The sequence below is a fragment of the Asticcacaulis sp. P2_C5 genome (assembly GCF_056404555.1).
Map to the genome: position 1 here is coordinate 274,715 of NZ_JBFUDU010000001.1, position 11,301 is coordinate 286,015.

Consider the following 11,301-nt stretch of genomic DNA (forward strand, 5'->3'; position numbering starts at 1 on the left):
CCGGAACGGGTGAGGCGGGCGCAGTTGTTCAAAACTTATGGACGGCGTGGGCGGCCCTGGTCGCAGGTTGTCGCAGTATCGGCCCGGGTAAAATCGGCGACCCAGTTGGTCTCCCAGGTTTTGTCGTCATAGGAGAAGGCCTGTTGCCACTGGGCGTGATCGGCATCGATCTTGTCCCACATGTAGCGTACCTTGATCGGCCGCTCAACGTCGTGGTCTTCGGCATAAAACTCACCGTGATTTCCGGTAAAGCCGCCGACCGTCGGGATCGGGTCCAGCCGGCCCGTGGCGCTGCTGACCCAGTAGATCGACCACTGTTTCTTCGCGACGTCGAATGCTCGCAAGGTCAGGCCCGCCCGGTTATGGGTCGGCATATACAGCTCATCGATCGTGGCCAGCCCGCCGAGATAGGGTGTCGCACATAGGGTTGCTGGAAAGGTCTCCCAGTCGGAACTGCCGGCGCCGCGAACCTTCAAACGCTTTTGCACCGTATTCCAGCCGCCGGCAAAATAGTCGAAATCATGCGCGTCACCCGTTACGTTCATTGAGTAGCCGGGCGCAAGATCCGCCGTGTGGCCGGTGGCGGCCGTCAAGGCCAGGACAAGAATGGTCATGGCGGCGGGCAGATATCTGGACATGTGTGGCTCCTGTGATGGGTTGTTGGCGGAAGCTAAATCACGGTCGCACGACGCCATAACGATAAGTCTTGACCTTCATTTGAATCCCAGCTTCAAATGAATCATGCGAAAACCTCAACCGCCGCTGGAATCCCTGCGCGTTCTGGCGGCCTGCGTCCGGCATGGCAATTTTTCGGCTGCGGCTGCCGAAATCGGCATTACGCCCACGGCCGTCAGCCAGCGCATGCGCGCCCTGGAAGCGCAGCTCGGTGTTACGTTGTTCAGCCGTCACGGTCCACGGCTGTCCACAACCGACCGAGCGAGATTATTGGGTGGCGAGATCGAGCGCGCCCTGGCCATACTGCACACCGCGGTCGACGCCTGCCGCGATGCCCCGCCCCCATTGCGCGTCACCTGTGCACCGACCTTTGCGGCGCGCTGGCTGGTGCCGCGGCTGGCCGTTTATCACAGCCGGCCGGGCGCCGAAGCCATCCAGCTGGACGTCACCCAGACTATCTTGCCGCCGGACCGCTATGATGTCGCGATCCGCAGTGGCCCCGTTCCGCCCGGGGAAGGCGCAGCGATACGACTGATGCCGGAGCAAGGCACGCCGATGCTGAGCCCGGCCCTGGCGCCGCCGGACCGCCCGATGACCGTGGCGGATCTGCTGGACCTGCCCTTGATTCCTGACCCACGCTGGGCGGCGTGGTTTCGCCTGGCCGGTCTTGACGATGCCAAACCGAACTTCATCGCTACCCGCTTTCCTGACTATCTGCTGGAAGCTCAGGCGGCGGTTCAGGGGCAGGGCGTCGCCCTGCTGTCGCCGGCCCTCTTCGGCGGGCTGTGTGATGACGGCAGCTTGGTGGCACCGTTCGCACAGGTGGTCGAAGGTCCGGCCAGCTATTGGCTGCTGTGGTCGCAGGCGGCGCCGGAGCCGGACTTTGTGCTCTGGATGAAATCCCTGTTCTCCCCGGGCGCGTGATCCGGCCGTTCAGCCGGTGAAAAGGTGGTGGAATCGGTTGAAGTCGGCCAAGATGTGGTAGATAACGAAACCTGAAACGAAACTATTGGGGATGGACATGGCCGCAACGCCTGGCAAGATTACGCGTGACACGTCTGAGCGCCGGCGGGAGATCACGGCAATGCTGAAGACACGCGGCAGCGTCCAGGTGGTCACCCTGTCCGAGCAGTTTTCGGTGTCCATGCAGACGATCCGCAAGGACCTGCATTATCTGGAAGAATATGGTGTCGCCAAGCGGGCCTATGGCGGGGCAATTTCCGCCGACATGGTGTCGGGCACGGTCGAGCCGCCGATCGAGGCCAAGCAGACCAGCCACATCGCCCAGAAGGAGCGGATCGGCAAGCTGGCCGCTTCGATGATCCAGCCGGGGGATTCGATCATGCTCGATTCGGGTACCACGGCGTTGCAGATCGCGCGTTTCCTGCCCGATGAAGAGGATATTACCGTCGTCACCAACGACTTCGGCGTGCTGAACGCGCTGACCCACAAGCAGAAGATCAAGATCGTCATGCTGGGGGGAGAACTGCGGCGCAAGAACATGGCGTTTTATGGCGCCCAGACGGTGTCGGCCATGGATGAACTGCTGCTCGACAAGCTGTTTCTGGGGGTCGACGGGTTCGATATCGAGCGCGGCATCACCACCCACCACGAGCCGGAAGCCCAGCTTAATCGCAAGATGGTCGCCGCCGCGCGTCAGGTCATCGCTGTGACGGACTCTTCCAAGTTCGGCCGGGTGTGTTTGCACCGGATCATCGACATCAGCGACATCGACGCCCTGGTCACCGATGCCGAGGCGCCCGACTTTTTGAAGGAGGCCGCTGAACGGCTGGATTTCAAGCTGATCGTTGCCTGATATCGACTCCTTGGGCATCGAGCAGGTTTCCATCTGTGCTCGGCTACGTCTGCATTGAAAGTGCCTAATTTTACAGCAATTTTCAACGCGGAAAGCGCGGAAAAGACGGACAAGACGCGGAAAAGGAGCTTGCGGATCGGCTTGTGCCCGAAGGGCCTTTTATGCAACGCGTGTGGTAACGTTCATGAAAAGAAGGCGTTGCGCGCGGTAAAAAACAACACCCTGAATTTCTGCGTCTTTCCGTCTCTTCTGCGCTTTCCGCGTTGAAGATTACTGTAATTTCAATATATTGCGCCGTTGTCCAATGCCGCCCATAAAGATCGCTGGCCAAGACAATGAGTCAGGAGCCTAATCGCCGAAATATTCACGGCGGGCATTGGCGTAGTAGATCTTGTCGATGACGCTTTTTGGCAGGGCCAGGCCTTTCGGATCGCCGCTGATATCGGCGACGTGCTGGGTCTCAGGGGTCGCCAGATAGGTCCAGTCGGACAGCCAGTAATTATGGGCGACCTGCCTGAAGCTGGCGGTATCCTCGCCGGGATTGAGCGTCAGGTCGGTGCCGTACATGATGCGATCCTGGTACTCGATAAAGAAGTTCCGCACCTTGTCGTAGTCGCGGACCGACTGGTACTGGATCTGGCTGATACGCGCCGCCAGTTCGATACTGGCATTGGGGTGAGCATCAAGGAACTTCGCCGCCTCATCGACGCTCCATTCCAGGCTGGCGAAGTGAGCGCCGACGAACTTCAGCTCCGGATGCCGCGTCACGAAGCGGTCGCGCACGGCCATCAGGTCTTCGTAGCGCGGCTGGTCCGGATGGACGTACATGTAGTATTCCGGATGCTCGCTGAAATAGGCGCGGTCGTTGTTGCTGGTCATCTGGTCCATGGCCAGCCAGCAGTTGCGCGGCTCACCCTGGTGGTTGATCAGCACCTTCTTCGCCGAAGCAATGTGCGCGATTACCGGGTCGAGGCCGGGATCGTCGAGCGAGATGTAGTTCCCGGCCGCGTCCTTTTCGACCATGCCGACATTCTTCCAGATCTTCACTGCCACGGCGCCACGGCCGAATTCCTCGTCGAGATGAGCATTGGTCGCAGCCGCCCAGTCCGGCTTGCCAAAGCCCGCCATGCTAAAGGTGGTGGCGACGTGAAAATGCGCCGGGTCTGCGTCGTGGAATGTGTGCGCCACCGCCGCCTGGTCGGCGAGGGACGGAAAGGCCGGATAGTCGACATTGATGCTCAGCAGCTCGAAGCCGTCCGCCTTAGCCGCATCGACAAAGGCGGGGTCGCTGACATTCACATGGACGTGGGAATCGAACTTCTTCACCCGGGCAAAATCCGCCACCGTATAGCCGCTCTGCCCCGGCAAGGTCGCGCAGCCCGTCATCGTGCCCAGGATCGCGGCGGCGGACAGGCTCATAAGCAGGTGGCGTCGGGTCATGTTCAGGCTCCCATAGACACGAAAGGAAAGAAAACGAAATTTAAAAACAATGTTTGACGTCTTTTTGTTTGCCTTTTTAATATGACTTATGCAAGATCAAAAATGAGTTTGGATAATGGAGGGCGGCCGATGATGACGCAATCGATGACCAGCCGGCGCGGACTGGTTGGCCTGCTGTCGGGCACCGCCATTGCTGCCAGTTTGCCGGCAGGCGCCGCCCGCAGCCAGAACGCCGCTGTCGCCACGATCAGTGATTCCGCGATCTCGATCGATTTCGACCTGGGCCTCAACAGCCGTATCCTGGCCCGCCGTGACGGCAAGACGGTGGCGCTGAGCGATTTCGCGCCGTCGGAAACCGTCACCCTGGCCGACGGCCGCACCATCGAGCGTTTCAGCTTTGCCGGTAAGCGCCAGGCACCGCTCAACGATATCCACGGTAAGGGTGTCGCCTATACTGTGCGCGGCGTGTCGGCCGAAGGTCTCGAAAAGACCGTCGTTGTTGCGCTGTACGACCGTTATCCCGGCTTTGCCATCACCCGCGTCACCTATCGCAATACGGGCGCAGCGCCGCTCGCCGTCGCCGCCTGGACGTCGCACAGCCATATGCTGAAGGGCACGTCCTTCTGGTCGTTTTCGGGGTCGTCGCATGGCGATCGCCGCGACTGGGTGCAGCCGGTCGCTGCCGGTTTCGACCAGCCCAACTATATGGGTATGAATGCCTCCGACTATGGCGGCGGCACGCCCATCGTCGATGTCTGGCGCGCCGATGCCGGACTGGCGGTCGGCCATATCGAGACGACTCCCAAGCTGATCTCGCTGCCGCTCATCGCCGCGGCGGCCGGCGCCGGGGTCGGAATCCGCTACGATCATGCCGTGACCCTGGCGCCGGGCGAAGGCTTTGCGACACTCGACACCTTTGTCAGCGTCCATCGCCGCGACCACTTCGCCACACTCGACACCTATCGCAGGGTGATGGCCGACCGCGGCCTGGCGACGCCGAAGCCGCCGGCCGAATCCTATGAGCCGGTGTGGTGCGCCTGGGGTTATCAGCGCAACTTCACCGTCGACGAAATCGAAGGCACGCTCGCCAAGGCCAAGGATGTCGGGCTCAGCTGGGCGGTGCTCGACGACGGCTGGCAGAGCTCGGAAGGCGACTGGTTCCTCGATACGAAGAAGTTCCCGCGCAAGGACGCGGACATGATCGCCTTCGTCAAGTCGATCAAGGCGGCGGGGCTGCGGCCGCGCCTGTGGCTGGCCCCGCTGGCGGTCGATCCGGGCACTGATCTCTTGCACGACCACACCGACATGCTGTTGCTCGACGCCAATGGCGCTGTGCAGGACATTACCTGGTGGAATTCCTTTTACCTGTGTCCGGCCTATGAGCCGACGCGCGACTATTATCGCCGCCTGATCACCAGGATCATCGGCGAGTGGGGCTTCGAGGGGCTGAAGCTGGACGGCCAGCACATGAATGGTGTGGCGCCCTGCTATAACCCGGCACACAACCACGCCAAGCCGGAAGACTCGGTCGAGCACCTGCAGGACTTCTGGAAACTCATCTACTACACGGCGCGCGCCGCCAATCCGAATGCGGTAGTCGAATTCTGTCCGTGCGGCACGTCCTACGCCTTCCATAATCTGCCCTATGTCAATCACGTGCCGGCGTCCGACCCGCTTAATTCGTGGCAGGTTCGCCTGAAGGGCAAGTCGTTGAAAGGGCTCATGGGGGGCGATGCGGCCTTTGCCGGCGACCATGTCGAGCTGTCGGACGGCGGCGATGATTTCGCCTCGACCGTCGGTATCGGCGGCATTGTCTCGACCAAGTTTGCCTGGCCCGGACCAGGCCACGAAAAGGGCCAGAACTACCAGTTGACGGCCGAGCGCGAGGTGCTGTGGCGCAAGTGGATCGGTCTGTATAACGAAAAGCGCCTGTCGACCGGCCAGTACCGCGGCGAACTCTATGATATTGGTTTCGACAAGCCCGAGGCCCATGCGGTCGAGAAGGACGGCAAGCTCTACTACGCCTTCTATGCGCCGACCTGGGAAGGGGCTGTGGAGCTACGCGGCCTGACGCACAAGCGCTATCGCCTGACCGACTACTACAACGGTGTCGCGCTGGGTGAAGTGACGCCGGCAGCCAATCGTATTCCCGCTACGTTCACACGCTTCCTGCTGATCGAAGCCGTACCTGTTTAGGAATTCCTGATGCCAGAATCTCAGCCTACACCCATGCCCGAGCCGGCTTCCGGCCTTGTTACTCCCGCTGCCGGCAAACGCTGGCTGGCCTATGCCCTGGGCGTGGTCGGGCTGTGGGGCCTGTGGGGCGCCCTTACCGGTATCTCGGCCCAAAAAGGCTTTCCCGAAACCCTGACCTATTGCGTCTGGGCCCTGACCATGATCCTGCCGGCGATCTACGTGTTGTGGAAGGCGGGCTGGAAACTCGATCATAATCCGCGCGCCATCATCTACGGCCTGATCATCGGTCTGCTTGGCGCCGGCGGGCAGATGGTGCTGTTCTATGCCGTCAATACCGGTCCAGCCTATCTGATTTTTCCGGTGATCTCTCTGTCACCGCTGGTGACGATTCTGATGTCGGCGGTGTTTCTAAAAGAACGGACAACGAAACTTGGCCTGCTGGGTGTGGTGCTGGCTCTGGTTGCCTTGCCAATGTTCGACTTCTCGCCGGACAAGGGCTTTTCGTTCATGAACGGCGGGGTGTGGTTCCCGCTGGCCTTGATCATCATGGCGTGCTGGGGTGTCCAGGCCTATTTCATGAAGCTGGCCAATAGCTCCATGACGGGAGAGAGCATCTTCTTCTACATGATGATCACGGGCCTGATGCTGATTCCGGTGGCGCTGCTGATGACCAATTTTTCGGCGCCGATCAATTTCGGGTTGGACGGGCCGTGGCTGGCGGCGGGCATCCAGATTTTGAATGCCATAGGCGCGTTATGTTTGGTTTTTGCCTTTCGTTATGGCAAGGCGATCGTCGTCGCTCCCTTGACCAATGCCGGTGGGCCTTTGGTCACGGCTGCGATCTCGCTGGTCGTCGCCCATGTTATTCCAGGTGAATTCAAGATCATCGGGTTGATCCTGGCCTTGATTGCCTCGGCCTTGCTGGCTCTGGCGGCCTGACACTCAGAAAATCGTTCGTGCAACGCGGTGACGGCACGTCTTTTTACAGTGGAATTTTGGATCACGAAAAGCACGAAAAGCAGAAAAGCACGAAGGAAGCGCGCTGAAAAATCTGGCCCGAAGGGCATTTAATAGAGTTCGTGGCCTCAGGCGCGGAATAAAGGCGCTTCGCGCGGGAGAATTTCCACCCTGAGATTCGTGCTTTTCTGCTTTTCGAGCTTTTCGTGATCCAAGATTCCACCATCGAAGACGTGCCGTCACCGCGTTGCACGAACGAAAAATTTCTGCGCGGCAAAAAATGTAGCCGTTCAAACGCTACAGCGGCCATTTTTACCCGTAGTTTCATTATGTGATAATTTTTACGACAAAAACACACTTACAGCACAAATTGTCATTTTTATATGTTTCGTTTTCATTGTTTTAGTTGCGCTGTTGGTTTCGTTGCGCTAGGTTGCCTTTAGAAACACGCACACGATGACAAAGGACGCGTCATGAAGGCCATGCTCGATCTGATCGCCCGCCACAAGGCAGGGCAGGCCACCGGGATTACCTCGGTCTGTTCGGCGCATCCCCTGGTCGTCGAAGCCACTTTCCGTCACGCGCTCAAGGTCGGTTCGGACGTCACCCTGATCGAAGCCACCTGCAACCAGGTCAATCAGGACGGCGGCTATACCGGCATGCAGCCGGCCGATTTCGTCGCCTTCGTTCACGCCATTGCCGATCGCGTCGGGCTGGATCGCCGGCGTATCTTGCTGGGCGGCGACCATCTGGGGCCCAATCCGTGGACGCATCTGAACGCCGACGAGGCGATGCAAAAGGCCGAGGTACTGATCGCGAAATATGTGGCCGCCGGTTTCCGCAAGATCCACGCCGACTGCTCGATGTCGTGCGCCGACGACCCCGTGCCCCTGCCCGAAGACACCATTGCCCGCCGCGCCGCCCGCCTGATCGCCATTGCCGAACAGACCCATGCCCAGGTTGGCGGCGAACCGCCCGTCTACGTCATCGGCACCGAAGTGCCTGTGCCCGGCGGTGCTCACGAAGATCTGCCCGAACTGGAGGTCACCACGCCGGCCGCGGCGCTGGCCACCATCGAAACGCACAAGGCGATCTTTGCCGGACTGGGTTTGTCGGCGGCCTGGCCGCGCGTCGTCGCCACCGTCGTCCAGCCGGGCGTCGAATTCGACCATCACAAGGTGATCGACTACGACCGGCCCAAGGCCCTGTCGCTGAGCCATGCCGTCGACCGCCTGCCGACCCTGGTTTTCGAGGCTCATTCGACCGATTACCAGACGCCGAAGGCGCTGAAGGCCCTGGTCGAGGACCACTTCGCCATATTGAAGGTCGGCCCAGGCGTCACCTTTGCCTTGCGCGAAGCCCTGTGGGCGCTGGACGCCATCGAACGTGAATGGATCGCGGCGGACGCCCGTTCGGGCTTTCGTGACGTGGTGATCGAACGCATGAAGGCCGAGCCGAAGAACTGGGCGAAATATTACCACGCCACCGGCGCCGACCTGCAGTTCGACCTGCAATACAGCCTGTCGGACCGCATCCGCTACTATTGGCCCGACCGCAACATAGCGAAAGCGCAGGACGTGTTGTTCGGCAATCTGACGCAATCACCGCCACCCCTGGCCCTGATCAGCCAGTACCTGCCCGACGCCTATGCCGTCGTGCGCGACGGCGGTATCGCGCCCAGTCCCGAAAACCTCGTCATGGCCCATATAGGCGCCACGCTCGATGCCTATCACGCTGCCTGTAATCCTGTTAAAATGCGTACCCCGGAGTTGATTGATGCCTGACTCGAAGCCCGAAACTGCAACCTTTCTCGGCTTTGACGAAGCCACACTGGAGCGGCTCGGCGGCCTGTGGACGGCGCGCGAGATCGTCCAACAACCCGAGATGCTGCGCCAGACCCAGGCCCTGCTTATGTCGCGCAAGGTCGAGATCGAAGCCTTCCTGGCGCCGCTGCTGGCGCGTAAGGTCCGCGTCATCCTGACCGGCGCCGGCACTTCCGCCTTTATCGGCGCCTGCCTGGCGCCGGCCCTGGCGGCACAGTTGAAGCTGCGTGTCGAAGCCGTCCCGACCACCGACCTGAGCTGCGCCCCGCAGCTCTATTTCGAGGCCGATACACCGACCTTGCTGGTCTCGTTCGGCCGCTCCGGCAACAGCCCGGAAAGCGTCGCCGCCGTCGAACTGGCCGACCGTTTCGTCGCTGACCTGCATCACCTGGTGGTGACCTGCAATGACGACGGCGCCCTGGCGCGCTATGCCTCGGCTTCATCGCGCGGCTTTACGCTGTTGTTGCCCGAAGCGACCCACGATCGCAGCTTCGCCATGACGTCGAGCTTCTCGTGCATGACCTACGCGGCTCTGTCCATTTTCTCCGGCATCGCCGCCATGCAGGACCGTATTGGCGCAATCGCCGAGGCGACCCAGGGCGTGATCGCCGGCTATACGGCGGCCATGAAACAGGCAGCCGGTGAGGGCTATGAGCGTATCGTCTATCTCGGCAGTCATATCTTCCAGGGGTTGGCGCGCGAAGCCGGGCTGAAGCTGCTGGAACTGACCAATGGCGGCCTGGTGACGATGTTCGACTCCCCGCTCGGCTTTCGCCACGGGCCCAAGACCATCGTCAACAACCGCACCCTGGTCGTCGTCTTTTTCTCCAACAATGCCTATACACGCGGCTATGACGGCGACCTGCTCGACGAACTGCTGCGCGACAATGACGCCGCCCGGGTCATCGCTATCACCGCCCAGGACGGGGTCGGGGTCGAGGCCGCCGATACGGTCCGCGTCACCGGGCTGGAAAAGGCCTGGGACGTCGACCTGCTGTTTCCCTACATAATCTGCCCGCAGATCTTCGCCTTTTATGAATCGTTGCGCCACAACCTGACGCCGGACAAACCTAATGCCTCGGGCACGGTCAATCGCGTCGTCCAGGGCGTGCGCATCCACGAGCTGGGTTAGTCTTTTTTAGAGCTCAAGCGCCGCATGGCTCGCGCAAACGTGCGCGGCGGGCGGTCGCCCTTGCCAAGCTGCGATAAGTTATCGCAGCTTGGAGTTACATTTCTGGGATTGTGCTTATGGGGTATCTACTCGGCGTCGACGGCGGCGGCACCAAGACCGAATTCGTCCTGGTCGACAGCGGCGGACGGGTCGTGGCCAGCCATCAGGGTGGGTCATGCTACTACATCCAGATCGGTTTCAACGGCCTGCACGAGCTAATGGCCGAGGGCATAACCGCCGTCCTGGCACAGGTCTCGGCCAGGCCCGACGACATCGACTTCGCCTTTTTCGGCCTGCCGGCCTATGGCGAGGATTCGGTCGCCGAAGCCATGCTCGACGTTGTGCCGGAAGCCGTTCTGGGCCACAGGCGTTATGTCTGCGGCAATGACATGATCTGCGGCTGGGCGGGATCGCTGGGTGGCGCCGACGGGATCAATATCGTCGCTGGCACGGGCTCCATCGGTTACGGCGAACACGCCGGCCGTTCGGCGCGTGGAGGAGGCTGGGGGGAGATATTTTCCGACGAAGGTTCGGCGCACTGGATCGCCATTTCCGGTCTAAATGCCTTTTCGCGTATGGGCGACGGGCGCCTGGCCAAGGGGCCGCTGTATGACATCTTCATGCAGGCCATGGAGTTGAAGATCGATCTCGACATCTGCGGTCATGTCTTCGGCCGCGAGACTCCGACGCGCGACAAGATTGCCGCCATGTCGAAACTGGTCGCCCAGGCGGCAGGGCAGGGCGATGTGGCGGCGTTGCGTATTTTCGATACCGCGGCGTTCGAACTGGCGGCGATCGTCGACGCCATCCGCCATCGCCTGCATTATGCGCCGGGTGAACAGATCGCGCTGTCCTATTCGGGGGGCGTGTTCAACTGCGGGGCCTTGATCCTGGAACCCTTCCGGCGCCATCTGGGCGCCTTGCGAGCGCTGTTCGACCTGCGCCGGCCGCTGTATGCGCCCAGCGTCGGCTCGGCGATCTATGCTGCCCGGGTGCTTGGCCGGCCGTTTGGTACTCAGGCGTTGGCGCAACTGCCGAAGTTGTAAGCTGTTTGCGGACGGCATTGTCGTTCGTGTAATATATTGAAATAACAGCTATTTTCAACGCGGAAAGCGCCGAAAAGTCGGAAAGACGCAGAAAAAGTAAGTAGGCCGAGGTCTTGCCCGAAGGGCTATCATTCCAGAATGTTGGCAACCGAAGCATCCGTAATGCGCTTCGCGCGG

9 protein-coding genes are annotated in these 11,301 nt (G+C 61.0%); 7 read left to right on the forward strand and 2 right to left on the reverse strand.

Annotation, left to right across the window (positions count from 1 at the left end):
• Positions 1-35: 35 nt before the first annotated feature.
• On the reverse strand, positions 36-638 hold the full coding sequence (locus AC1DXO_RS01085; RefSeq protein ID WP_476976231.1) for a DUF1579 domain-containing protein: 603 nt from the start codon (positions 636-638) through the stop codon (positions 36-38).
• Between the two features lie 103 nt (positions 639-741).
• Between AC1DXO_RS01085 and AC1DXO_RS01090 the strand changes: the two genes are divergently transcribed.
• Entirely contained in the window at positions 742-1,599 is an 858-nt protein-coding gene (locus tag AC1DXO_RS01090; RefSeq protein ID WP_476976232.1) for a LysR family transcriptional regulator, read from the forward strand.
• Positions 1,600-1,696: 97 nt separating this feature from the next.
• Positions 1,697-2,491 (forward strand): transcriptional repressor AgaR, encoded by a 795-nt coding sequence (gene agaR, locus AC1DXO_RS01095; protein ID WP_476976233.1) that lies wholly within the window; start codon positions 1,697-1,699, stop codon positions 2,489-2,491.
• Between the two features lie 348 nt (positions 2,492-2,839).
• On the opposite strand, the gene AC1DXO_RS01100 is transcribed toward agaR, so the two are convergent.
• Positions 2,840-3,931 (reverse strand): amidohydrolase family protein, encoded by a 1,092-nt coding sequence (locus AC1DXO_RS01100; protein ID WP_476976234.1) that lies wholly within the window; start codon positions 3,929-3,931, stop codon positions 2,840-2,842.
• A gap of 129 nt (positions 3,932-4,060) precedes the next feature.
• On the opposite strand from AC1DXO_RS01100, the gene AC1DXO_RS01105 reads away from it, so the two are divergent.
• The 5 genes from AC1DXO_RS01105 to AC1DXO_RS01125 all read left to right on the forward strand — a co-directional run bounded on the left by AC1DXO_RS01105 (position 4,061) and on the right by AC1DXO_RS01125 (position 11,124).
• Entirely contained in the window at positions 4,061-6,127 is a 2,067-nt protein-coding gene (locus AC1DXO_RS01105; RefSeq protein WP_476976235.1) for a glycoside hydrolase family 36 protein, read from the forward strand.
• 9 nt (positions 6,128-6,136) lie between these two features.
• A complete protein-coding gene (locus AC1DXO_RS01110) occupies positions 6,137-7,066 on the forward strand; it encodes a DMT family transporter (protein ID WP_476976236.1) in 930 nt (309 codons plus the stop codon).
• Between the two features lie 491 nt (positions 7,067-7,557).
• Positions 7,558-8,868, forward strand: coding sequence for a D-tagatose-bisphosphate aldolase, class II, non-catalytic subunit (locus AC1DXO_RS01115; protein ID WP_476976237.1), 1,311 nt, complete (start codon positions 7,558-7,560; stop codon positions 8,866-8,868).
• A complete protein-coding gene (locus AC1DXO_RS01120) occupies positions 8,861-10,039 on the forward strand; it encodes an SIS domain-containing protein (RefSeq protein ID WP_476976238.1) in 1,179 nt (392 codons plus the stop codon). The genes AC1DXO_RS01115 and AC1DXO_RS01120 overlap by 8 nt, the downstream gene beginning before the upstream one ends.
• Positions 10,040-10,155: 116 nt before the next feature.
• Entirely contained in the window at positions 10,156-11,124 is a 969-nt protein-coding gene (locus tag AC1DXO_RS01125) for an N-acetylglucosamine kinase (protein ID WP_476976239.1), read from the forward strand.
• The last annotated feature ends 177 nt before the right edge of the window (positions 11,125-11,301 follow it).

Excerpts from the sequence above, each read along its gene's own strand:
- AC1DXO_RS01085 (WP_476976231.1), bottom strand. The coding sequence starts at position 638 with ATGTCCAGATATCTGCCCGCCGCCATGACCATTCTTGTCCTGGCCTTG.
- AC1DXO_RS01090 (WP_476976232.1), top strand. The coding sequence starts at position 742 with ATGCGAAAACCTCAACCGCCGCTGGAATCCCTGCGCGTTCTGGCGGCC.
- agaR (WP_476976233.1), top strand. The coding sequence starts at position 1,697 with ATGGCCGCAACGCCTGGCAAGATTACGCGTGACACGTCTGAGCGCCGG.
- AC1DXO_RS01100 (WP_476976234.1), bottom strand. The coding sequence starts at position 3,931 with ATGACCCGACGCCACCTGCTTATGAGCCTGTCCGCCGCCGCGATCCTG.
- AC1DXO_RS01105 (WP_476976235.1), top strand. The coding sequence starts at position 4,061 with ATGATGACGCAATCGATGACCAGCCGGCGCGGACTGGTTGGCCTGCTG.
- AC1DXO_RS01110 (WP_476976236.1), top strand. The coding sequence starts at position 6,137 with ATGCCAGAATCTCAGCCTACACCCATGCCCGAGCCGGCTTCCGGCCTT.
- AC1DXO_RS01115 (WP_476976237.1), top strand. The coding sequence starts at position 7,558 with ATGAAGGCCATGCTCGATCTGATCGCCCGCCACAAGGCAGGGCAGGCC.
- AC1DXO_RS01120 (WP_476976238.1), top strand. The coding sequence starts at position 8,861 with ATGCCTGACTCGAAGCCCGAAACTGCAACCTTTCTCGGCTTTGACGAA.
- AC1DXO_RS01125 (WP_476976239.1), top strand. The coding sequence starts at position 10,156 with ATGGGGTATCTACTCGGCGTCGACGGCGGCGGCACCAAGACCGAATTC.